At 70.8% G+C, this 22,545-nt stretch carries 17 protein-coding genes and 1 pseudogene; 6 read left to right on the forward strand and 12 right to left on the reverse strand.

Annotated elements, in window-relative coordinates; translation table 11 throughout:
• Nucleotides 1–679 precede the first annotated feature (679 nt).
• The 8 genes from ACVCAH_RS25180 to ACVCAH_RS25215 all read right to left on the reverse strand — a co-directional run bounded on the left by ACVCAH_RS25180 (nt 680) and on the right by ACVCAH_RS25215 (nt 8,720).
• Nucleotides 680–1,207 (reverse strand): GNAT family N-acetyltransferase, encoded by a 528-nt coding sequence (locus ACVCAH_RS25180; protein WP_447138671.1) that lies wholly within the window; start codon nt 1,205–1,207, stop codon nt 680–682.
• Nucleotides 1,204–2,199 carry an ABC transporter ATP-binding protein gene (locus ACVCAH_RS25185; protein WP_447138672.1) on the reverse strand — a complete coding sequence of 332 codons (996 nt, stop codon included), beginning with the start codon at nt 2,197–2,199 and terminating at the stop codon, nt 1,204–1,206. The genes ACVCAH_RS25180 and ACVCAH_RS25185 overlap by 4 nt, the downstream gene beginning before the upstream one ends.
• Nucleotides 2,199–3,167, reverse strand: coding sequence for an ABC transporter ATP-binding protein (locus ACVCAH_RS25190; protein ID WP_447138673.1), 969 nt, complete (start codon nt 3,165–3,167; stop codon nt 2,199–2,201). Before ACVCAH_RS25190 ends, ACVCAH_RS25185 begins: the two co-directional genes overlap by 1 nt.
• Nucleotides 3,167–4,327, reverse strand: coding sequence for an anhydro-N-acetylmuramic acid kinase (locus ACVCAH_RS25195; RefSeq protein ID WP_447138674.1), 1,161 nt, complete (start codon nt 4,325–4,327; stop codon nt 3,167–3,169). The genes ACVCAH_RS25190 and ACVCAH_RS25195 overlap by 1 nt, the downstream gene beginning before the upstream one ends.
• Nucleotides 4,328–4,338: 11 nt before the next feature.
• A complete protein-coding gene (gene murQ, locus ACVCAH_RS25200) occupies nt 4,339–5,244 on the reverse strand; it encodes an N-acetylmuramic acid 6-phosphate etherase (RefSeq protein ID WP_447138675.1) in 906 nt (301 codons plus the stop codon).
• Entirely contained in the window at nt 5,241–6,131 is an 891-nt protein-coding gene (locus ACVCAH_RS25205) for an ABC transporter permease (RefSeq protein WP_447138676.1), read from the reverse strand. The genes murQ and ACVCAH_RS25205 overlap by 4 nt, the downstream gene beginning before the upstream one ends.
• Before the next feature lie 55 nt (nt 6,132–6,186).
• On the reverse strand, nt 6,187–7,155 hold the full coding sequence (locus tag ACVCAH_RS25210) for an ABC transporter permease (protein ID WP_447138677.1): 969 nt from the start codon (nt 7,153–7,155) through the stop codon (nt 6,187–6,189).
• Nucleotides 7,156–7,217: 62 nt separating this feature from the next.
• A complete protein-coding gene (locus ACVCAH_RS25215; protein WP_447138678.1) occupies nt 7,218–8,720 on the reverse strand; it encodes an ABC transporter substrate-binding protein in 1,503 nt (500 codons plus the stop codon).
• Between the two features lie 228 nt (nt 8,721–8,948).
• On the opposite strand from ACVCAH_RS25215, the gene ACVCAH_RS25220 reads away from it, so the two are divergent.
• From ACVCAH_RS25220 to ACVCAH_RS25245, 6 genes are all read left to right on the forward strand, one after another.
• Nucleotides 8,949–10,037: a serine hydrolase domain-containing protein gene (locus ACVCAH_RS25220; RefSeq protein WP_447138679.1), complete on the forward strand. Its 1,089-nt coding sequence runs from the start codon at nt 8,949–8,951 to the stop codon at nt 10,035–10,037.
• A 382-nt stretch (nt 10,038–10,419) separates the two neighbouring features.
• Complete coding sequence (locus ACVCAH_RS25225) at nt 10,420–11,307, forward strand: ABC transporter substrate-binding protein (protein ID WP_447138680.1); 888 nt, start codon at nt 10,420–10,422, stop codon at nt 11,305–11,307.
• Between the two features lie 8 nt (nt 11,308–11,315).
• Nucleotides 11,316–12,272: an amino acid ABC transporter permease gene (locus tag ACVCAH_RS25230; protein WP_447138681.1), complete on the forward strand. Its 957-nt coding sequence runs from the start codon at nt 11,316–11,318 to the stop codon at nt 12,270–12,272.
• Entirely contained in the window at nt 12,269–13,033 is a 765-nt protein-coding gene (locus tag ACVCAH_RS25235; RefSeq protein WP_447138682.1) for an amino acid ABC transporter ATP-binding protein, read from the forward strand. The genes ACVCAH_RS25230 and ACVCAH_RS25235 overlap by 4 nt, the downstream gene beginning before the upstream one ends.
• Nucleotides 13,033–14,655, forward strand: a complete 1,623-nt coding sequence (locus ACVCAH_RS25240) for an N-acyl-D-amino-acid deacylase family protein (RefSeq protein ID WP_447138683.1) — start codon at nt 13,033–13,035, stop codon at nt 14,653–14,655. Before ACVCAH_RS25235 ends, ACVCAH_RS25240 begins: the two co-directional genes overlap by 1 nt.
• A 38-nt stretch (nt 14,656–14,693) precedes the next feature.
• Complete coding sequence (locus tag ACVCAH_RS25245) at nt 14,694–15,455, forward strand: serine hydrolase (RefSeq protein ID WP_447138684.1); 762 nt, start codon at nt 14,694–14,696, stop codon at nt 15,453–15,455.
• A 23-nt stretch (nt 15,456–15,478) separates the two neighbouring features.
• Here ACVCAH_RS25245 and ACVCAH_RS25250 read toward each other — a convergent pair.
• From ACVCAH_RS25250 to ACVCAH_RS25265, 4 genes and pseudogenes are all read right to left on the reverse strand, one after another.
• A pseudogene (locus ACVCAH_RS25250) lies at nt 15,479–16,351 on the reverse strand (LysR family transcriptional regulator); the annotation flags it as partial.
• 700 nt (nt 16,352–17,051) lie between these two features.
• Nucleotides 17,052–17,306, reverse strand: a complete 255-nt coding sequence (locus ACVCAH_RS25255) for a hypothetical protein (protein WP_447138685.1) — start codon at nt 17,304–17,306, stop codon at nt 17,052–17,054.
• A gap of 139 nt (nt 17,307–17,445) precedes the next feature.
• Nucleotides 17,446–20,574, reverse strand: coding sequence for a M36 family metallopeptidase (locus tag ACVCAH_RS25260; RefSeq protein ID WP_447138686.1), 3,129 nt, complete (start codon nt 20,572–20,574; stop codon nt 17,446–17,448).
• A 570-nt stretch (nt 20,575–21,144) separates the two neighbouring features.
• Nucleotides 21,145–22,545 (reverse strand): hypothetical protein (locus ACVCAH_RS25265; protein ID WP_447138687.1); only part of this gene is annotated, 1,401 nt, incomplete at its 5' end.

The following is a 22,545-nucleotide window of genomic DNA, read 5'->3' on the forward strand; positions in this document are numbered from 1 at the left end:
GACGTAACCGAGTTACCAACCGTCGCACCTACCTAAAGGAAAGCTTCACCTAAAGGACGTCTCGTGACTTGGCGGCGGAACGCTCACTATGGAGCTTCTCGGAGCGTGGTGGTCTGGCAGCCCGGCGCTGACGCATCGGCGCGGGTGGCGGTCGAGACAGGCGGCGACCAAGGGGCCGCCGCAGGCGTCGCGGGCGCCACGCAGGACGTCGACCGAGGATCATCGACCCGGTGTTCGCAAGGATGGCAGGCGACAGCTCGTATCCGGCCGCGCTCGGACACTCCGGCTACTCCGACGACCGGGCCTACGGAGAGAGTGCGTCGAGCTTCTCCGCGAGTTACGCCGGAGGTGACCGGCGCAGGACGGGCACATATCACCCACCGATCGCCACCGCCCGAGCGGCGATCGCCTTCCCGTCAGGCCGGCCCGCGCCCCCGGCGTCGGGTCGGCAGCGACTATGCCGCTGGTCATGCCGACCCCTTCGCCGCCACAATACTGCGGAACCGGCACGCCGATAAGATCGCGACGCCAGTTTCGGGCAACCTGCCGCAGCTACAGGATCGGCCGCACGGTGGCAAACCGGCCGCAATCGGCTCAGCCTCGTCTACACCCCATGACCTGGAACACGGTCACAGCGCATCGCGCCACGGATCGTCGGGCCACCCGACGGCAGGGGTCATCAGCCCGCACCACCGTCGGCTTCGGCCAGGCTCCGCCGCAGCCGCAGTTCGGGCTCGCCGTACGGCTCCTCGACCCGGGTGCCGCCGTCGGGCATCCAGCCCTGTGCAGCGTAGAAGGCGCGGGCAGCGTCGTTCCGGGTGAACACCCACAACATCGCCGTGGCGTGGCCGGCGGCTCGCAGCTTCCCGGCTGCGGCTCGCAGCAGCGTTGCACCCAACCCGAGACCCTGGGCGTCCGGGTGCACGTACAGGCTGAACACGTGTCCGTGTCGCGCGTCGTCCGGGTCTACGCCGTAACGCACGACACCGCGGACCCCGTGCCCCGCCGCGTCGGCGACGAGCACGCCGTCGGGTGCGGCCGCGAGGACGCGTCGCCACAGCGCCACCGCGCTCGTCTCGTCGTAGCGGGCCCGCACCTCGGGCGGCAGCAGGTCCCCGTACGAGCGGTGCCAGCAGGCCAGGAAGACGGCGCCGGCGGCGTCCGCGTCGACGGCCGTCGCCCGGCGGATCCGCACCGGAGCGGTCACGAGCCGGACGGTGCGAGCTGCGCCGAGCGGTCGGTCACCTGCTGGGTGGCGACATGGCAGGCCACCTGGTGGCCGGAGCCCAGCGGCAGCGGCAGCAACGCCGGGTCGAGTCGTCGGCAGTCGTCCTGCGCCAGTGGGCAGCGCGGGTGGAACGGGCAGCCGGACGGCGGGGCGGCCGGGTTGGGCACCTCACCGGAGACGGTGGCCTCGATCGGCTGGGAGAGCTCCGGGTTGGGCGCTGGTACCGCGGCGCACAGAGCAGCCGTGTAGGGGTGCGCCGGGTTGTCCAGCACCGACTTCCAGTCGCCGATCTCGACGACGCGACCGAGATACATCACGGCGACCCGGTCGCTGATGTGCCGCACCATCGCCACGTCGTGGCTGATGAACACGTAGCTGAGGCCCAGGTCGCGGCGTAGGTTGACCAGCAGGTTCATGATCTCGGCCCGGACCGAGACGTCGAGCGCCGACACCGGCTCGTCGAGCAGCAGCACCTGCGGTTCCACCGCGAGGGCCCGGGCGATTCCGACCCGCTGCCGCTGCCCGCCGGACAGTTCGTGCGGGTAGCGTGGGGCGAACGCCGCGCCCAGACCGACCATCTCCAGCAGCTCACCCACCCGCCGCTCGCGCTGCCGGCCGTCGGCGAGCCGGTGCACAGTCAGCACCTCGCCGAGAGCCTGACCGATGCGCAGCCGCGGATTGAGTGAGGAGTACGGGTCCTGGAACAGCATCTGGATGTGTCGGCGCTGCCGGCGCAGCGCCGGGCCCCGCAGCTCGGTCAGGTCCACCCCGTCCAGCTCCACCCGGCCCGAGGTCGGATCCTCCAGCCGCACCAGCAGTTTGGCCAGTGTCGACTTGCCGCACCCGGATTCGCCGACGATGCCGAGGGTCTCGCCGTCCCCGACGGTCAGCGAGACGCCGGCGAGGGCGTGCACGACGCCGTCGCCGCCGCGCACCGGGTACTGCTTGACCAGGTCGGTCGCCGTCAGCATCAGTTCCTCCACTCGTGCGGGGGCACCCAGCACGCGGCCCTGCCCTGCATCCGCGTCTGCAGGGCAGGGCGGGTCGTGCACGCGTCGACGGCCTGCGAGCATCGTGGCCGGAACGGGCATGCGTCGATCGCGTCGGTGGCGGCCGGTGGCCGTCCGGGGATCTGGGCCAGCGGCGGCCGGTCGTCGTCGTTCGGGTCGGGCAGGGCGGCCAGCAGCGCCTTCGTGTACGGGTGCTGCGGAGCGCTGAACACCTGCCGCACGGGCGCGTCCTCGACGACGTGGCCTGCGTACATCACCACGACCCGGTCGACCAGGCGCGCCACCACCCCGAGGTCGTGGGTGACCCAGATGGTGGTCATGTCGAGTTCCCGGCGCAGCTCGTCGATCAGCGCGAGAATCTGCTGCTGGATGGTCACGTCCAGCGCGGTTGTGGGCTCGTCGGCGATGAGCAGCCGGGGGCGCATCGCCAGCGCGCAGGCGATCATCACTCGCTGACGCATCCCGCCGGAGAACTCGTGCGGATAGGCCCGCGCGGTGCGCTTGGGATCGGGAATGCCGACCCGGGCCAGCAGGTCGAGCATCCGCCGGCTCGCCTCGGCCTTCGGTACGCCGTGCGCCGTCATCGCTTCGACGACCTGGTCCCCGATGCGCATCAGTGGGTTGAGCGACGTCATCGGGTCCTGATAGATCATCGCCGCGTCGTTGCCGCGGATCGCGCGCAACTCCCGCTCGGAGAGCGCGGTCAGGTCGCGGTCACCGAGCCGCACTGTCCCGGAGACGCGCAGCGGCTCGGCGAGCAGGCCCATCACGGCCAGCATGGTCAGGGACTTGCCGGAGCCGCTCTCGCCGACGACGGCGACGGTCTGCCGGGCCTCGACGGTCAGGTCGATTCCGTGCACGATCTCCCGGTCGGCGCCGCCGGACCGCGCGGACACGCGCAGGTCCGCAAGCTCGAGAAGGGCGTTCATCAGATGGCTCCGGTCAGGCGCAGCACGGTGGGGGCGGTGGCCACTGGCTCGGGTAGGCGCAACGGCTCGGCACCGGGCACGATGGCGCCGAGCACCCGGGCGCCGGTGGCGCCGGTGCACGACGGGACGGTAGCGGGCAGCCCGTGCGCGGTGAGCCAGCCGATCAGCGCGAAGGCGACGGCCTCCTTGGTGTCGCTCGGCGCGCCGAACTCGGCGGTGGTCGTGACCCGCACCCCGGCCAGGCGCTCCCGCAGCATCGCCATCAGCGTGGGATTGGCGCATCCTCCGCCGGAGGCGACGAGGGTGTCGATCCGGTGCCGGCGTACCTGGTCGGCGACGGTCTGCGCGGTCAGCGCGGTCAGGGTCGCGGCGATGTCCGCGTGCGATAGACCGGGGTGACCCGTCAGCGCCTTCTCCAGATAGTCGGCGTGGAACAGTTCCTTGCCGGTGCTCTTCGGCGGGTCGAGCCGGTAGTACGGCTCGGCGAGCAGGTCGGTGAGCAGGGTGTCGTCCACCCTGCCGCCGCCGGCGAGACGGCCGTCCTCGTCGTAGCGCAGCCGTCCGTCGCTGGCCCGTACGACGGCGGCGTCGATCAGCGCATTTGCCGGCCCGGTGTCGTAGGCCACCGGCCCGCCGCCACCGATCGGCCGCAGCACGGTCATGTTGGCGATGCCGCCGAGGTTGAGGCCGGCCGGGCGGCCCGGCAGGCCGGACAGCAGCATGACGTCCATCATCGACACCAGCGGCGCGCCCTGGCCGCCCGCGGCCACGTCCCGCATCCGTACGTCGGCGACGACCGGAACACCGGTGCGCTCGGCGATCCAGGCCGGCTGTCCGATTTGCAGACTGCCGCGCACCTGCCGCCCCTGCACCCAGTGGTAGACGGTCTGTCCGTGTGAGCAGATCAGGTCGACCCCGCCGGCGCGCTCGGCCGCGTCGGCGGCCACCTCGGCGAACGCCTGACCGATCAGCGTGTCCAGCTCGCATGCCTCGGCGAAGGTCAGCGCCGACGGGGGCAGGGCGCGCATCAGTCTGACCCGCAGGTCCTCCGGGTAGGGCGAACTGCCCGCATAGTCGACCGTGCCGTGCAGTACCCCGTCGCGCAGGGTGAAGTCGACGGCCGCCACGTCGATGCCGTCGTGGGACGTGCCGGAGATCATGCCGAGGACCTTCACGCGTTCGCCTCCAGCGCGTCACGCAGCCGGCCGCCGCTCGCGGTCAACCGCTGGTGGGAATCCGCCGCGTCGGACGTTCGGTGGAGCATGAGGATCGCGGTCTTGACATCCAGGTCGGCGCGGTCGAGCGCAGCCTCCGCGTCGGGGCGGGGGACGCCCGCGACCCGCGTGATGATGCGGACCGCCCGGTCGCGCAGTTTGGCGTTGGTCACCCGCAGGTCGACCATGAGATTGCCGTACGTCTTGCCCAGCCTGATCATCGAGATCGTCGAGATCATGTTGAGGACCAGCTTCTGCGCCGTGCCCGCCTTCAGTCGCGTCGAGCCGGCCAGCACCTCGGGTCCGACGAGCACCTCGATCGCCCGGTCGGCGGCGGCGCTCAGCGGCGTGCCGGCGTTGCACGACAGCCCGACCGTCAGTGCGCCACGCGCGTGGGCGGCCCGCACGGCCGCCAGGACGTATGGGGTACGGCCGCTCGCCGAGATACCGACGACCGCGTCGGTGGCCGTGATCGAGCATTCGGCGATCACCGCCTCGCCGGCCGCCTCGTCGTCCTCCACGCCCTCCTTGGCCCCGAGCACCGCCTCGGCGCCGCCGGCGATGACGGCTCGGACCAGTTCCGGCGGGGTGCTGAACGTCGGTGGGCATTCCGACGCGTCGAGTACTCCCATTCGTCCGGCGGTGCCCGCCCCGACGTAGAGCAGCCGACCGCCGGCGGCCAGTCGGTCGGCGACGCCCTCGATGGCCGCCACGATCTGCGGCAGCGCCGCACGCACGGCGCCGGGCACTGTCGCGTCCGCGTCGTTCATGACCGCCGCCAACTGCGCGACCGACGCGGTGTCGAGGCCGGCGTATCGGTCGTCGACCTGTTCGGTCAGCAGGTCACCCAGGCGATCCGTCATGCGTTGCGTCCATTTCTCGGGTCGAGGGCGTCGCGCAGGCCGTCGCCGAGCAGGTTGAGCCCGACCACGAAGACGACGATGACGGCACCGGGTGCCGCCAGGTTCCACCAGGCCATGCCGGCCAGCACCTTGGCGTCGAAGACCATCGATCCCAGCGACGGCGCTGGTGGCGGGCTGCCCAGCCCGAGGAAGCTCAACGCGGCCTCGGTGAGCACGGCCCAGGACAGCGACAGGGTCACCTGCACGATGACGATGGCGGCGAGGTTCGGCAGCAGGTGGCGCACCAGGATCCGCCAGGTCGGGATGCCGAGCACCCGGGCCGCCTTGATGAAGTCGGTCTCGCGCAGCGACAGCACCGGTCCGCGGCTGACCCGTACGAAGATCGGCACATAGACGATGGCGATCGCGATCGCGATGGTCAGCCAGTTGCGGGTGAACGTGGCGGCGAGAGTCAGCGCGAGCAGCAGCGGCGGGAAGGCGAAGAGCACGTTCGTCACGGCCAGCACCGGCCCGCGTACCTTCCCGCCGTAGAAGCCGGCGCAGATCCCGGCGGCGGTGCCGACGAGGGCGGAAAGGAAGACCGCGACCAGGGCGACGCGCAGGGAGTTGCCCACGCCGGCCAGGCAACGGGAGAAGACGTCGCGGCCGAACTGGTCGGTGCCGAACCAGTACTGCGCCGACGGCGGTTGCAGGCGCGCCTGCGGGTGCTGGGCGATGGGGTCGTACGGGGTCATTCCGAGCAGGGCGGTGCCGGCGGCGATGACGACGAGCGCGACCAGGATCGCGCCGACCAGGCCGGCGGGGCTGCGCATCAGCCGCCGCCACGCGGCCGTGCGGGCCGGTGGTGCGGCGGCCGGCACCTGCTGCCCGGCGATCGCGGCGGTCATGCCGGGCCTCCGCTGCGCCTTGCGCCGCGACGATTTCCGGTCGCGTTGCGCGTGCTCATGCGGCCCGCACCCGGGGGTCGATGACCCGGTAGAGCAGGTCGGTGAGGAGGTTGACCACGACGAACGTGGTCGCGATCACCAGAACGGTGCTCTGCACCACGGCGTACTCCTTCTGTTGGATCCCGGCGAGCACCTGCCGTCCGAGGCCCGGCACGGAGAAGATCTGCTCGACCACGACGGCGCCGCCGAGCAGGTAGCCGAACTGGATGCCGGTCATGGTGACGATCGGGTTCAGCGCGTTGTGCAGGATGTGGCGCACCCGTAGCCGCCACGGTGCGACGCCCTTCCCGCGGGCGGTGCGGACGAAGTCCTGGGTCTGCACCTCCAGCAGCGCCGACCGTGCCGTGCGCATGATCGGGGCCGCCAGGCCGAAGCCGAGAACCAGCGCCGGAAAGAGCATCTGCTGCAGGTTCAGCAACGGGTCCTGGGTGAAGGGGGCGAAACCCTGCGCGTTGGGGTTGTAGTGCGCGTACTTGGAGACCACGGTGAGCAGCGCGGCGCCGAGGAGGAAGTTCGGTACGGACAGCGCCGCCAGGCCGACGAGCTGGCCGAACCCGTCGCGGATGCCGTTGGGGCGCGACGCGGAGAGCATGGCCAGGGGGACCCCGATCAGCAGGCCGATGATGGTGGCCAGGACCGCCAGTTCCATCGTGACCGGCAGAGCATTCGCGGTCATCTCGAGCACGGGGGCGCCGGCGCGGCGGGAGAAGCCGAGGTTGCCGGTGAGCACGTTGCCCAGCCAGGAAAAGAACTGCAGGATCAGCGGCTGGTCGAGGCCGTAGTACGCGCGCAGGGATGCCTGCTGCTCGGCGCTGAGCCCGGCGGCCTCGGTGCCGAGGGTGGCGGTGATCTCGTCACCGGGAATCGCCCGCAGGGTGGTGAAGACCAGCACCGCCACCCCGAAGAGGGTGAGCACCGTCTCCACGAGTCTGCGGAGCATCGGGTGACGTGCGATGGACCGCACCGGCACCTCCTTGAGTGAGGGTCCTGCCGGGCGGTGCGTGCACCGCCCGGCAGGTCGTGCGGTTACTGCAGCGAGATCTCGCGCAGGTTCTGCAGGGATCCGTTCGCCAGCGGGGTGAAGCCGGAGACGCCCTGCGTGGTCGCGGTGTAGTTGTAGCTGGAGAACAGCCACACCCAGGCCGCGTTGTCCTCCAGGTGCCGGGAGATCTGCGTGTAGATCTCCTTGCGCTTGGCGGCGTCGGTGGTCGCCTTGCCCTCGGCGAAGAGCTTGTCGAGTTCGGGCGAGGAGTAGCCGGCGACCTTGTTGAGGTTGCCGGTGCTGGTGAAGTAGCGCCCGTACATGCCGTCGGGGTCCGGGCGACCGCCGTTGAGAGCTACCGCGGCGCTGAAGTCGGCGGCGACCCACTTGTCCACGAACGCGCCGGACTCCAGCGTCTGCAGCGTGAGGTTGATGCCAGCTTCCTTGAGCTGGGCCTGCAGGTTCTGGGCCTCGTTGACAGAGGTGGCGTACTCGCCCTGGGAGACGATCGCGGGGATGTTGACGCCGCCGGCGAAGCCGGCGTCGGCCAGCAACTGCTTGGCCTTTGCCACGTCCCGGGTCGGGCATGGGCGCGCGGCGGGGTCGGACTTGTAGGCCGGGGAGGTGATCGGCCCGGTCACCTCGCCCTCACCGAGAGCGGCCGTGTCCAGCACCTGCTTGCGGTCGATGGCGCAGGAGATGGCGAGCCGCACGTCCAGCTTGTCCAGCGGCGCCTTGCGGGCGTTGAGCTGCAACACGTGGTACGAAAGGTTCGGCGTTTTGGTCACCTTGAGCCCGCTACCCTCGGCCGACTTGGCCACCAGCGGATCGTCGAGCGAGGCGAACTGGACGTTGCCGGACTGCAGGGCCGCTACGACCGACGTCTGGTCCGGGATGATCCGGAACTCGAGGCCGCTCAGCTTCGGCTTGCCGCCCCAGTAGTCGCCGTTGGCGGTCAGCTTCACCGACTGGCCGGCGGTACGGCTGTCGAACTTGAACGCGCCGGTGCCGTTGGGCTTCTGGCCGACCGTTTCCGGGGTGTCGTCCTTGGACAGCATTGCCAGGTTGGTGGTGGCGAGGCCGGCGAGCAGGCCGGCGTCCGGCGTCGCCAGGCGTAGCACGGCGGTCTGCGGATCGGGCGTCTCGACCGACTGGATCGACGCGACCGTGGCCGCGGCCACCGCCGCGGTCTCCGGCTTCTTGATGCGCTCGATCGACGACTTGACGTCGGCGGAGGTGAACGGCTTGCCGTCGTGGAACGTCACGCCCTGACGCAGGGTCAGGGTCAGGGTCTTGTTGTCGTCGGAGTACTGCCACTTCTCGGCCAGACCCGGCTTGACGTTGAGGTCGTCGTCGAGTTCGGTGAGCGGGCTGTACACCTGCTCGAGCAGACGCACCGCCTGGAACTGCGTGGCCTTCCACGGTTCGAGAGTGTTGGGGTCGGCGGTGTAGCCGACGACCAGCGTGCCGCCGCCGGTCTGCCCTTCCTTGCCGGGTGTGCCGCTGGAGCAGCCCGTCGCGACGAGGGCGGCGGCTGTGACGGCCACCAGGCACCTGGTCGCTGGTGAGCTCAGCGCGCTGGGGAGCTTCACGTTCCTTCCCTCCGGTATGCCACGGCCGCATCGCCGCAGTGCCACGGGCGCCGCGCTCTCTGCCGTCGTCGACGGCCGTGCGCCCCGGCGACCGAGTATCAAGAGGTTACGGAGCGCTGTCAATAGTTTCCGACGTGCGGGCGCCCAGTGAAAGAAGTTGCCGCCTGCGGTATGGTCATCTTCGTGTCCAGACTGAAAGCTTTGCTGGTCAACGGCCTCGAAGGCGATCATCGCCCGCTCTACAGCGCAGCCGTCGCACTGATCCAGCGCCACGGACACCCCACTGACCTGGCTACTGTTGGTCACCTTTCCCGGTATGCCGACGCGGACGGCAGCCTGCTTGCACCGGAGATCCTCCAGCCCGCCCTGGAGTCCACGATCTTCGACCTCGCCTCGGTGACGAAGCTGTTCACCACGACCGTTCTGCTGACCCTGGTGGACGAGGGCGCGGTGCGCCTCGACGAGCCGATCGCGGAATGGCTGCCGACCTTCGGCGACGGTGAACGACGGCGCATCACCCTGCGCCACCTGCTCACCCACACCTCCGGACTGCCGGCGCTGCTGCGACTGTGGACCGACTGGCCGGACCACGAATCCCGGGTCCAGGCGGTGCTGCGCGCCCCACTGGTCACCCGACCCGGTGCCACCTTCGAATACTCCTGCGTAGGCTTCATGGTTGCCGGACTGGTGGCCGAGCGGATCACCGGCCACCGGCTGCCCAACCTGGTGCACGACCGGATCTGCCGACCCCTGGGGCTGACCGACACCGGCTACCTGCCCGGCCCCGCACGCGCCGCCCGAGCCGCAGCCACCGAATACCAACCCGACATCGGCCGCGGCATGCTGCGCGGCAGCGTTCACGACGAGAACTCGTGGTCACTGGGCGCGACGGCGGGCAACGCGGGGTTGTTCGGCACAGCCGCCGACATCGCCCGCTTCGGCGAAATGCTGCGGCAGGGCGGCGTCCTCGACGGGGTCCGCGTCCTACGTCCGGACACCGTGGACGAGATGACCCGCGATCACCTGCCGCCGGCCATCGACCCGGGCTTCCGCCACGGCCTCGGAGTCCGCATCGGCGACGAGCACTGGATGGGCACCCTGGCGGCCGCCGGAGCCTTCGGCCACACCGGCTTCACCGGGACATCCCTCCTGGTCGACCCCAGCCGAGACCTTGTGGTCGTCCTCCTGACGAACCGCGTGCATCCCAGCCGCGAGTGGTCGGACATCGCGGAGATCCGACGGGCCGTGGCCGAGTTGGCTGCGGACACCTGACCGGCTCGTCGGGCCGCTGGGCAACGCCGTCATCAGCGACCGGATCCGCCGCGACCCCAGCGCAACCTCAATGGCGGCGGTGACCGTGGTAGCCACGATGACTTCGCCACGCCTGGTGAGCATGGCGGTTCGTATCCGCATGTCGCCGTCGGCCTGGTCGGCCGGCGCCACGGCGGTAAATGCCTCGCCCGATTGCACAGCAGCCGGTGACTCGGCGGGCCGGCAACAAACTCGCGGCACGTCTGGTGGATGGGCGGCGCTCGCGGTGAGCGCCGACGTCGAGCATCGAACTATTCAACGCTCACCATGCAGAGCATTCAGGCTGTTCACGCTGGCTGATCCCGGATAGGGTCCCGCCAGTCGCCCAGCCAGGAGGTTTACCGTGCTCAGGAAGCGTGCGCTCCACGTCGTCATCGGTCTGGTCACACTGTCGATCGCGGCTACGGGTTGTGGCCGGTCGACGAGCGGGCAGACACCGCAGCCCGGCGGCGCGGCCTCCGTCGCCGCCGACGCCAAGGCCGCCGACCTGGTGCCCGCCGCCCTCAAGGAGAAGGGTGTCCTGCGAGTGGCCACCGCCGAGGGCTACCCGCCGATGGAGATGTACAAGGAGGGTACCCAGGAGTTGATCGGCGTCGACCCGGAGCTGGCCGCGGCGATCGCCGGGCGGCTCGGCCTGAAGCTGGAGATGACCAACGCCAGCTTCCCCGGTCTGATCCCCGGTCTGCAGGCCGACCGCTGGGACCTGGCGATGTCCTCGATGAGCGACACCGAGGAGCGGCGCAAGGCGGTCGACTTCGTGGACTACTTCCAGGCCGGTGGCGCGATCATGGTGGCGAAGGGCAATCCCGCGGGCGTCAAGGACCTGGCCGACCTGTGCGGCCGGGCCGTCGTGCTCGCCAAGGGCAGCTCCAACCTCGCCATCGGTGAGGGGCAGAACGCCAAGTGCGCGAAGAAGATGACGATCTCGCAGAGCGAGGACGCCCCGACCGGCCTGCTGCAGATCGACGCCGGGCGGGCCGTCGCCACCATCGTCGACTACCCGGTGGCCAAGATGCTCGCCCAGGAGAGCGGCAAGTACGAGGTGCTGGAGGCGCAGTACGAGGCCGGCCCGTGGGGCATCGCGATCGACAAGAAGGACACCCAGCTGCGCGACGCGGTGCAGCGGGCGCTCCAGGAGCTGATCGACAGCGGTGAGTACACCAAGATCCTGGAGAAGTGGGGCGTGACGGGCAGCGCCATCCAGGCGGCCACCGTCAACAACCAGAAGTGAGCGCGCCGGTGGACCCTACGGTCGAGCAGCAGGAAACTGCCGCCGCGGGCCAAGCGCCGGACGGGCCCGACACAGAGCCGAACCGGATCAGCCACCCCCTACGGCCGGGGCGGTGGCTGGCCGCCGGCCTGACCACCCTGGTCCTGCTTTGGCTGGGCTGGACCATCGCCGTCAACCCCAACCTGCACTGGGACATCGTCGTCGCCTACCAGTTCGACCGGGTCATCCTGGAAGGGCTCTGGGTCACCATCCAGCTCACGGTCGCGTCGATGCTGATCGGCGTGGTGCTCGGCGTGGTGGTCGCGCTGATGCAGGTCTCCAACAGCCGGATCCTACGCACCGGCGCGATGGCCTACGTCTGGTTCTTCCGTGGCACCCCGCTGCTGGTGCAGCTGATCTTCTGGTTCAACATCGCGCTGATCTTCCCGGAGATCGGCCTCGGCGTGCCGTTCGGCGGCCCGAAGCTGGTGACCTGGGAAACGAACGCCCTCGTCACCGGCTTCGTCGCGGCGCTGCTCGGGCTCAGCATCAACGAGGGCGCCTACATGAGCGAAATCGTCCGGGCCGGACTGCGGGCCGTCGATCCCGGCCAGCAGGAGGCCGCGGCGGCACTGGGCATGTCCCGCCCGAAGATCATGAAGCGGGTGGTGCTGCCCCAGGCGATGCGGATCATCGTCCCGCCCACCGGCAACCAGTTCATCTCCATGCTCAAGACCACCTCGCTCGTCTCGGTGATCGCCGGCGCCGACCTGCTCACCGTCGCCCAGCGGCTCTACCTGACCAACTTCGAGGTGATCGCCCTGCTCATCGTCGCGTCCATCTGGTACCTGGTCCTCACCACCGTCGCCAGCGTCGGCCAGTACTACCTGGAACGCCGGTTCAGCCGCGGCTTCGGCACCACCGTCCCGGGCACGCTGCGCGGGCGGATCGGCCGCAACCTGCGGTTCACCGGGAGCGCACGATGACCGCCCCGATGGTGCAATGCCGGCAGCTCCGCAAGAGCTTCGGCCGCATCGAGGTGCTGCGCGGCATCGACCTGGTCATCGAGCGCGGCCAGGTGGTCTGCGTGGTCGGCCCCTCCGGCTCCGGCAAGTCCACCCTGCTGCGCTGCCTCAACCATCTCGAGGAGCCGCAGGCGGGTCGGGTCTACGTCGACGGCGAACTGATCGGATACGAGGAGCGCAGCGGGCGGCTACGACCGTTGCCGGACGCCCGACTGCGCCGCCAACGCGAGTCGATCGGCATGGTGTTCCAGCGGTTCCACCTGTTCCCGCATCGCACCGCTCTGGAGAACGTGATGGAGGGCTTGGTCGCCGTGAAGGGCGTCGGGACGGCCGACGCCCGCCGGCACGCCGGTGACCTGCTCGACCGCGTCGGGCTCGCCGACCGGGCCCACCACTACCCGGCGCAGCTCTCCGGCGGGCAACAGCAGCGGGTGGCCATCGCGCGCTCGCTGGCGATGTCGCCGAAGCTGATGCTCTTCGACGAGCCGACCTCGGCGCTCGACCCCGAACTGGTCGGCGAGGTGCTGGAGGTGATGAAGGACCTCGCCGCCAGCGGCATGACGATGGTTGTCGTGACCCACGAGATGGGGTTCGCCCGCGAGGTCGGCGACCACCTCGTCTTCATGGACGACGGCCTGATCATCGAGCAGGGCCCGCCGCGGGAGATTCTCGCCGCCCCACGGCACGACCGGACCCGCGCATTCCTGTCCAAGGTTCTCTGATGGCCCAGCTGGACCTGCTGATCACCGGCGGGAACGTCATCGACGGCACCGGCTCGCCCGCTCATACGGCCGACGTAGGGGTGCGCGACGGCCGGTTGCTGCTGCTGCCACCCGGCAGCCGCAGCCCCGCCGCCGAGGTGATGGACGCAGAAGGCTTGGTCGTCATCCCGGGCTTCATTGACGTGCACACCCACTCCGACCTGCTCGCCGGCGACGACGAGCAGCGGGAGATTCTGCGGCTCGCGCCGCTGCGGCAGGGCGTCACCACCGAGATCTGCGGGAACTGCGGGATCAGTCCCTTTCCGGTCCCGGCCCGGCGCGCGGCGACGGTACGGGACCTGGTCGCCGCGACGTTCGGCCCGCCTGCCGCGACGTTCCCGTCCTTCGCGGAGTTCGCCGCCGCGCAGGGCGTGGCCCGGCGCAACCACCTCGCCGCCCTGGTGGGTCACGGCACACTCCGCGCCGCCGTCCTCGGCTTCGCGCAGCGGCGCGCCACCCCCGACGAGGTCCAGCGGATGTGCGACCTGCTCGACGAGGCGCTCGCGGCCGGCGCGGCCGGGCTGTCCACCGGCCTGATCTACTCGCCCGGAGTCAATGCGGGCACCGACGAGGTCATCGCGCTCGCCCGGGTGGCCGCGGCGCACGGGAAGCCGTACGTGACCCACCTGCGCGACGAGATGTCGCAGGTGGAGTCGGCGCTGGAGGAGGCGATCGACATCGCCACCGCGGCCGGCGCGGCGCTGCAGGTCTCGCACCACAAGACGGCCGGGCGGCGCTCCTGGGGCGCCACGGTCCGCACCCTGGCCCGACTCGAGCGGGCGCGGGCCGACGGCCTGGACGTCCTCTGCGACGTCTACCCGTACACCGCCGGCAGCACGGCGCTACACGCCATGCTCCCACCCTGGGTCATCGCCGACGGCGTGCCCGCGATGCTCGCCGCTCTCGCCGAGGCGAGAGTCCGCGACCGCATCCGCGCTGACCTGTCCGCCGGGCTGCCCGGCTGGGAGAACACCGTCGGCAACGGCGGCTGGGACCTGATCCGGGTCGCATCCGCCCCCACCAGCTGCGACGTCGAGGGGCACACCGTCGCCGATCTCGCCGCCGCCCGCGGCGTCGACCCCGTCGACTACGTCTGCGACCTGCTCGCCGCCGAGGCAGGCAACGTGACCATCCTCAGCCACTCGATGCGGGAGGACGACGTCCGGCGGGTGCTGGCCAGCCCACTGGCGATGATCTGCTCCGACGGCGTGCCCAAGCCCGGCCGGCCCCACCCCCGCTGGGCGGGCAGCTTCGCCCGGGTGCTCGGTCACTACGTCCGGCAGGTGAAGCTGCTGAGCCTGACCGAGGCCGTGTACAAGATGACCGGGATGCCCGCCCGGCGCTTCGGCCTGCGCGAGCGGGGCCTGCTCGCCGACGGGTACGCGGCGGACCTGGTGATCCTCGACCCCGCGGAAGCCGCCGACGGCGCAACCTACGACGACCCGCTGGCACCGCCACGCGGGATCCGCGCCGTGGTGGTCGACGGCCAGGTCGTCGTTGACGGCGACCGCGTCACCGACGCCCGACCGGGGCGGGTACTGGCCGTACCGGACCGCGAGCGTCCCCAGCGGGGGCAGCCGTGACCGGCGGCGGCCCGGCTGCCGATGTGCGGATCGGGGCGATGGCGCGGCGGCTGGACGACGGGCGCACTCTCTCGCTCGATGAGGACGTGGTCCTACCGCTGGCCAGCGTCGGCAAGGTGCTGCTGCTCGGCGAGGTCGCCGGCCGCCTCGCCGCCGGGACCCTCGCCCCCGACCAGCGGGTCGACCTGCTCGACGACGACCGGACACTCGGCGGCACCGGTCTGCTCGGTCTGCTCTCGCCGCGCACCTGGACCGTCGCCGACCTCGCCACCGCGGTGGCCGCGGTCAGCGACAACGCCGCCACGAACGCGCTGCTCCGGCTGGTGACACTGGAGGCCGTACAGCAACTGGCCCGCACCAGCGGCCTGCGCGCCACCGCCGTGCACGACCGGATCCGGGCCACCCGCGGCCCGGACGTACCGCCGGCCTTCGCGACCGGCACCGCCCACGACCTCTGCACCTTCCTCGCAGACGTAGCGACCGGCACCTGGCAGAGCCGGCAGGCGTCGGAGCTGCTGCGCGGGTGGCTGGCGCGCAACACCGATCGCACGCTCGTCGCCGATACCATCCGGCACGACCCGTGGTCGACCGGCGCAGTCCGGGTGGCGAACAAGACCGGCACCGACACCGGTGTACGCGCCGACGCCGGCATCGTCATCGGCCCGCACACCGTCGTCTACGCCGTGGTCGCGGCGTTCGCGCCCGGGGCGGAGCGGGCCGCGGTGGCGGAGCTTCGGCGGTGGGGTACGGCGGTCGACCGGCTCGCCGGCACCGGCGACCACCGCTCGGCCAACTCCTGACTGAGCCCCGCGGCGGCGTCGGTCAGCCGGTCGACGAAGCTGCCGACCACCGGATTCGGGTTGCCGGGACGCAGGGCCACCCCGATCTCGCGGTGCAGGTTGGCGTAGGTGAGCGGCCGGACCGCCACCCCGCCGGGGTTTCGCAGACCCAGCGACGGCACCAGCGCCACGCCGACGCCGGCCCGGACCAGGCCCAGCACCACCTCGTAGTGGTCGCTGCGGCAGCGGATCCGGGGCTGGAACCCCTCGGCACGCGCCGCCAGTTCCAGCACCGACACCTCTCCCTGCACGCCGAGTGTGGTGATCCACGGCTCGTCGGCCAGGTCGGTGAGCCGCAGCCGCCGCCGTCCGGCGAGCGGGTGGTGCGCCGGCAGCACCACCAGCTGCGGGTCCACCATCAGCGGGGCCACCGTCGCGAACGGCGCCTCCCGGATGGGGCTCAGCGGATGGTTGAACACCACCACGAGGTCCAGTTCACCCTGGTGGAGGCGGGGGAGTAGCTCTGTTGGCTGCCCCAGGATCAGGGCCAACTCGACCTGGGGATGCTCCGCGGTGAAGCTCGACAGGGCGCGCGGCAGCAGCTCGGTGCCGGCGGTGGCGAAGAACCCGATCCGCAGCAGGCCGCGCCGGCCTTCCCCGTGGGCGGACAGCTCGTCGCGGGCGGCCGCCATCAGATCGGCGACCTGCTGGGCGTAGTCGGCCAGCCGCTGACCCGCCACGGTGAGCCGCAGGCTGCGCGGCCCCCGGTCCACCAGCGCCACGCCGGCTTCCTGCTCCAGGGTGGCGAGCTGGTGGGAGACCGCGGACGGGCTGAGGCGGAGCTGCTCGGCCGCGGCGACGATGGTCCCGTGTCGGGCGATCTCCAGCACGACCTGCAGGCGCGTTGTGTTGAACATGCGTGGACCGCCTTTCCCTGCTCCCAGGCGGCGCGGACGGCCCCGCCGCCGCCGGACCACCCCCGCGCAGCTCCCGGGGCGCGGCACCGGGTCGGAGGCGGTCGGGTCATCGTCCCGGCGGCCCGTTGAGAATACGCACGATCACCGGAATCGGGGTTGCTGGCCGGCCGCGACACCGGCCGCGCCTGCCCGACGCGACCGGTGTCGCTGCCGCATCAGGGGCAGGGGCCAACCCTCACTCCGGGTGACGAACCCCGACGAAACCGGAACGACGCGGCGTTCGTAGGCTGCTCGCCCTCAGGGCGGCCGGCCCGCCATGACCATCGCCGCGATAAACCATCGCCGCCGCTGCAGCGGCGGCCACCGGCCGCCACCCTCGGCAGGCCGGGCGACTACGAACAGAAGCTTCCTTGCGGAGGCCGCGGCAGACCGGCCATAGCAGCGACACCTCCTCGAGTTCCACGCCGAGGACGGGTTTCACCCAGACCGATGCGAGTACCTGCTGCTGTTCGGCCCCGACGATCATCCTTGAGCCACCGGTCCGTCCGATGGTGGTGAGCCGCGTCGTCGCACGCTGCCCCGGTTGAAGGCCGTCGTCAGGCGGAGCCCTCTGGCCGTGCTCTCCGATATCCGGTCGGTGTGGTGGTCCTCGACGGCGTCGAGCGCCTCCGCCAGGAAAAGCCGCGCCCCGTGACGAGCGTCAGCGCACCTGCAGGCTGATGACGGCTGGCGCCCCTCCTGCACGAGGCACCGACAGGCGACTCTCCCCGGGGCGTACGGCCCGGATTTCCCATTCCCGAGCCCCGCTGCCGGTCACGTTCAAGATGCGAATCAGCAGGACGGCGTCACCGCTCGCCTTGGGCTCCGGCGCGCCCTCCGGGCTGGTCACACGCAGGGCCGCGGTCTGGCCCACGGCGAGGGTCACCAGCGCACCGTCGTCGGCCTCCGTCAGCATGCGCGGCCGGCCCTCCTCCGTTGTACGCGTGGACTGCGGCGTGGCCGACGGCGCCGGTGGCACGGCGGAGGGCTCGCCGCCCCCGCACCCCGTCAGGAGTGCGAGGACGGCGAGCCCGGCCAGCCCGGCGAGGCGTGGATCAGCCGCCATCGCGCAGGTTGAACCGCTCGAGGATCTTCTGCTGCTGCAAGAGTTGTGTCTTGGTGGCGGCGGGGTTGTTGTAGACCGCCTCCGCCGCCGCGACCGCGGCGCCGAACGTGCTGTCGGCGACGCCATCGCCGTCGGTGTCGACCGGCGTGTCCAGGTCATAGGACCCGTTGGCGAAGTTCAGCCACGCGGCGAGCAGCTGCTTGGACATCAGCGCCCGCGGGTCGCTCGACGTGCTGCTGAAGATGTCGTGCGCCTGCTGCACGGTGAGCGGGCCGTAGACGGAGCTCATGAACGACACGATAGCCAGATAGCAGGTCAGCTGCGTCTGGGTGAAGTTGTTCGGTGGCTTGCCGTCGTACTGGACCTTCCAGTACCCCTGGCTGCGCGCCCGGTCCGCGTTGCCCGTGATGATCACCGTGGCCGTCGCCTCACTCGACCCGCCGTCGTCGTCGGCGGCGGCGAACGTCAGCGTGTAGAGGCAGGCATCGCCGTAGACGTGCGACTTCATCGCCGTCACAGCCCGGGGCTGGATCGACGGGCTCTTGGCCGGGTCGGTCGCGGGCGGGTTCACCAGCGACGTCAGGCTGTCCGAAGCCCCGTCACCCCAGGTCCAGGTCAGCGTCAGGTCGTCGCTGCCGGGGTCCGCCGACGAGCCGGTGACCTCGATCGGCTCACCGGCGTGGGCGATGAACGCCTGCTGGCCGTTGTAGGTCGTCTGGCCGTCGGCCGAGATCACGGCCGTCGGGTCGACGTTGGTGATCGTGGCGTTCACCGTGGCGCACGTGGTCGTGTCGTCGTCGCTGCCGCAAACCTCGATCGCGTACACCCCGTTGTCGCCGTAGGTGTGCGGGACCGAGAAGGTCAGCGTCGCATCCGGCCGGGTGTTCTCCAGTGTGCCCGCAATCGGCTGCGGGCCGGTGCCATCGTCCCAGTTGACCGTCGCGGTCAACGGGTCCAGCCAGCCCGGATCGCTGATCGTGCCGGAGAGTGTGATGCCGCTGTTCTCCGGCGTCGCCGCGATCGGGTTCAATGTCACCGACGGGGCGACGTTGGTGACCGTCACCATCGCGGTGTCCGTGTCGGTGTTGCCGGCGCTGTCGGTGACCCGGACGCCGACGGTGAAGACGCCGTCCTGGCCGACCCGCGTGAACGGGACGGACTGACCGGTGGCGTCGTCGTACTGCCCATCGTTGTCGAGGTCCCACTCGAACGTCGTCAGCGTGCCCGCCGACGGGTCGGTGCCCCTGGTCGAACCCGCCGCGCTCAGCATGACGTCGGTTCCCTCGGTCCTGCTGTAGGGGCCACCGGCGTCGGCGGTGGGCACGCACTGCGCCGGGACGGTCGAGTCGGCCGTCTCGGTTGTCTGGTCCGCGCTGGAAGACGCGTTCGCGCCCATGCCGCGACCGGCGAAGACCCGCCACAGCAGGCACTGGTTCGCGCCGCCGGTGTTGGTCATGTCGGCGGCGAGGATGCCGTCACGCGCGTCGAGGTAGGTCGGGGAGGACAGCGTGTTCTTCATGCCGTCGATCACGATCTGCTGGGTGTAACCGATGCCCTTGGCCTCGCGGATGTCGAACATCGTCCCGGCCCAGATCTCACCGTTGCGGTGCACGCCCCGCGCCGGGTCGAAGGTCGCCCACGTCTCCGTCGACGTGTCGTACGCCTGTGACCGGATGCCGGTGGCGGTGTTGTTGGTGACGTATTCGCCGACGGTGTTGTCGCCCCACTTCAGGAAGGAGATCGTGTCACTCCAGCCCTCGCCGAGCGCGCCGGTCTGCGGGCCGCCGCCGAGGCTGCCACCGCCGACCAGGCGGTTGGAGACGCCGTGCCCGTACTCGTGGGCGATGACGTCGCCGTCCAGCGACCCGTCCCGCCACGGCCGTCCCGGCTGCCACATGAACATCTGCATCCGGGGGCTGCTGCCGTCACCCGGCGTGCCGAAGTTGGCGTTGTTCAGGCAGCGGATCGCGACCGGGGTCGGCGGGCCGCTCATGCAGCCGAAGTCCCAGCCGTCCTGCGCCTCGGCGAGAACCGGGTCGTTGCCGCTGCCGCCGCGGCCGAAGTTGTCGACCTGGAAGTTGCCCGACGCCTCGTCGAAGCCGAGTCCGTAGAGGTAGTCGTGCATGACGTTGTTGTAGTAGAAGAGCTGGGTCGTGATCGCGTCGAGGTCGGCGTCGAGGTTGGCCTGCGTCGCCGCCGCGTTCGTCCGCCACGCGTCCGTGAACGGGTAGTTGAAGTGCTGGTAGTTCGGGTCGCCACTGGCGGGCGTCTGCGGACGCATCGCGTCGTTGCCGGTGTCCGAGGCGTTGTTGTCGCCGTCCTCGTCGCGGTAGGCGTTGACGTTGTTGCCCTGCGTCAGGCGGTCGGCGACCCAGGAGCCGTCGATCCCGGTGAACGGCGTGACCTGGCGGGTCGCCCCGGTCACGTCCGGGTGCTGCGTGGTGAAGACCGTTCCCTCCGGCCCGCTGTGCTGGTAGCGGCTCTGCTCCCGCAACACCTGGCCGGTGGCCGCGTCGACCAGCGACTCGGTCCACGAGGCGCCGGAAACCTCGACGTCCGTCAGCCACGCTGGGCGCAGCGGCGAGGCGTGGTCGGGCGCGAACCAGACCAGTTCGGCGGAGAGGTCGTGCGGCTTGGCCAGCCGCTGCGCGTACACGTTGGGGAAGGTCTGGCTACCCTTGTTCCTGTTGTCGGCGCCCTTGACAGGCCCCTTCGCCCTGGCACCCTGGGCGGCCGCGGCCCGGTCGAGCGCCTGCCCGGCGGTAATCTTGACGTCGCCGGCCGCCGCGCTCGTGGCGAGCCATCCGCCGATGAGCACGATCCTGCCCTGCTTGTCGACGGTCGCAGTGAGCAGGGCGCCGAGGACGCGAATGCCGTCGATCGACTGCCCCACCGTCACCTGGAGCACGCCGTTGTGCTTGGTCCGGTAGGATGAGGCCTTCAGCTGCGCGACCTGCGCCGCGCTCAGGCCGAATCGGGCACGGTTGTCCCGGATGTAGCCGAGGACGATCTGCTCCGGCGGGCTCTTCGATGGCCCGGTGAGATAGTCCCCCGAGTTGAAGATCATCCGGGCGTGACCGGTGGCCGGATCAAGCCGCACGGACGCGGAAGCGCTCACGCTGAGCGGTTCCGGCACGGGCGCGGCGATCGCCGCCGCGGGTACGAGCGCCAGCGCGAGACCAAGCGCAACCGCAGGCGCGATGAGTGATGTGTGTTTTCGGCCGCCCATGGCCTTCCCCCCACTGTGGTGGGTGCGATCCCCCGGGGCCTCACGGCGAGACCCGCACCGCGGTCGATGCTAAGGACGCCCCCACCTGTACCGCTGTCCGAGATCCATCGGTACTGGCTATCCGATACCTGTCACATTGAAGGAGTGAATTGTGAACCGTACTGGTAGCCGATATCGACATCCCGCGCGGTCGGCGACCACCTCGTCTTCATGGGCGACGGTCTGATCGTTGAGCAGGGCCTGCCGCGGGAGACTCTTGCCGCGCCACGGCACGACCGGCCCCGCGCACTCCTAGGCGACTCGTCATCGCCGTGAGCCCGGGCGGACCTGGTACTGGTCTGCGGCTTGACAGGTCTCTTCAGCTGCTGTGAGAGCGCTGTACCGGCGCCCCACGCATCCTCGGCACCTGTGGCGAGAAGGCGACCGGCCGCGCTTGCCCGGGCGCGACCGGTCACCGCGTCAGGGGCAGGGCCCTCCCGCGCAGACGTCGATGATCTCGCCGGTGAGCAAAAACTTCGCCTTCTGCTCCTGCGCTCCGGGCTGGGCGCGCGGGAACTCGTGCGAATCGTCGCCGTACTCCGGTCCGGCCGGGGCGAGGTTCGTCGGCGGCGGCGCGTACGCCGCACCGCTGTTCCAGATCACGATCGCCGAGCCGGTGTACGGATACGCCCGGATCGGTTCGATACCCCAGTACGGCTTCACGTCGAGTGACCAGCCGTCGGCGAGGGCAGGGGTGTGCAGGCGGGCGCCGATGGTGCGGGCCTGGACCTCGGCCGCGGCGGGGGAGACCTGCTGGTCGCCGAAGGCCACGTGCATCAGCACCTGATGCGCCGGGGTGCCCGGCAACGGGTTGCCGGTCATGTGCTGGGCGTACCCGTTCGCCTCGGACCGGTCCCAGAGCATCTGCAGCAGCGCGAAGATCAGCTGCTGGTCGACCTTGTCCGGGTAGTACCCGTCCATGATCGTCTGGAAGGGGGCGAAGTCCACGCTGCGCTGCAGCAGCGTGGAGTAGTTCATCGCCGGCACGCCGAGCACCGACCGGGTCCAGTCCTGGGCGATGGCGGTGAGCGCGCCGCCGTTGATGCCACCCTGGCTGTTCCCGTCGTAGTGCAGCCCGCCCGCCACGTCGATCAGCGGTTTCCCGTCGGCGTCCTGGAACGCCGGGTCGGCGGCGAACCCGCCCGGGTGGATCATCGCCCGGCCCAGGAAGAGGAAGCTCAGGAAGCTCTGCTGCAGCCGGTCGGCCACCGCGGGAAAGGCGCTGAGGTCGGTGAAAGCGCCGGCCACGTACGGGACGTCGGCGGCGGCCATGCCGATCCAACTGGTCGCGCAGAAGGTGAAGTCGTACGTGTTCGACATGGTCTTGACGTTGCCGGCGTTGATCTCGGTCGGTCTGCCCAGCAGTCCGTGGCCGTAGAGCGAGAGGTGTGCCGGATCGGCGCTGGACGCGCTGCGCGGGATGTTGCAGACGAAGTCCGCTTGCAGTGTCGTGCCGGACGGCGTCGGCAGGGCGTAAGCCGTGGGCGGCGTGCCGTCGCCGCCGGCCGGTCCGTAGTGCAGCCGCGAACCGGGTCCGCCGCTGCCGGTCAGATAAGACGGTACGCCGATGGTGCCGGTCACCTGCCGGGCGATCCGCGGATCCTGCTGGGGCGGGTAGTCGGTCACCTGGGTGACGGTGAACGACGGGGCCGCCGCGCCCAGGGTGGCGAAGGCGTCGTCGCGGATCGCCAGCATCCGTCCGGTCAGACCCTGCCGGCTGGCCACGGTGAAGTCCCAGGCCAATTGGAGGCTGTGCCGCTTGACGCCGACCCTGGTCAGGTCGGCGAGGATCCGCTTGATCTGCGGGCCGCGGCGGTCCCG

This window comes from Micromonospora sp. LZ34 (assembly GCF_052981855.1).

Excerpts from the sequence above, each read along its gene's own strand:
- ACVCAH_RS25195 (WP_447138674.1), bottom strand. The coding sequence starts at position 4,327 with ATGATCTCCGGCACGTCCCACGACGGCATCGACGTGGCGGCCGTCGAC.
- ACVCAH_RS25185 (WP_447138672.1), bottom strand. The coding sequence starts at position 2,199 with ATGCTGACGGCGACCGACCTGGTCAAGCAGTACCCGGTGCGCGGCGGC.
- ACVCAH_RS25235 (WP_447138682.1), top strand. The coding sequence starts at position 12,269 with ATGACCGCCCCGATGGTGCAATGCCGGCAGCTCCGCAAGAGCTTCGGC.
- ACVCAH_RS25240 (WP_447138683.1), top strand. The coding sequence starts at position 13,033 with ATGGCCCAGCTGGACCTGCTGATCACCGGCGGGAACGTCATCGACGGC.
- ACVCAH_RS25190 (WP_447138673.1), bottom strand. The coding sequence starts at position 3,167 with ATGAACGCCCTTCTCGAGCTTGCGGACCTGCGCGTGTCCGCGCGGTCC.
- ACVCAH_RS25245 (WP_447138684.1), top strand. The coding sequence starts at position 14,694 with ATGGCGCGGCGGCTGGACGACGGGCGCACTCTCTCGCTCGATGAGGAC.
- ACVCAH_RS25255 (WP_447138685.1), bottom strand. The coding sequence starts at position 17,306 with ATGCTGACGGAGGCCGACGACGGTGCGCTGGTGACCCTCGCCGTGGGC.
- murQ (WP_447138675.1), bottom strand. The coding sequence starts at position 5,244 with ATGACGGATCGCCTGGGTGACCTGCTGACCGAACAGGTCGACGACCGA.
- ACVCAH_RS25205 (WP_447138676.1), bottom strand. The coding sequence starts at position 6,131 with ATGACCGCCGCGATCGCCGGGCAGCAGGTGCCGGCCGCCGCACCACCG.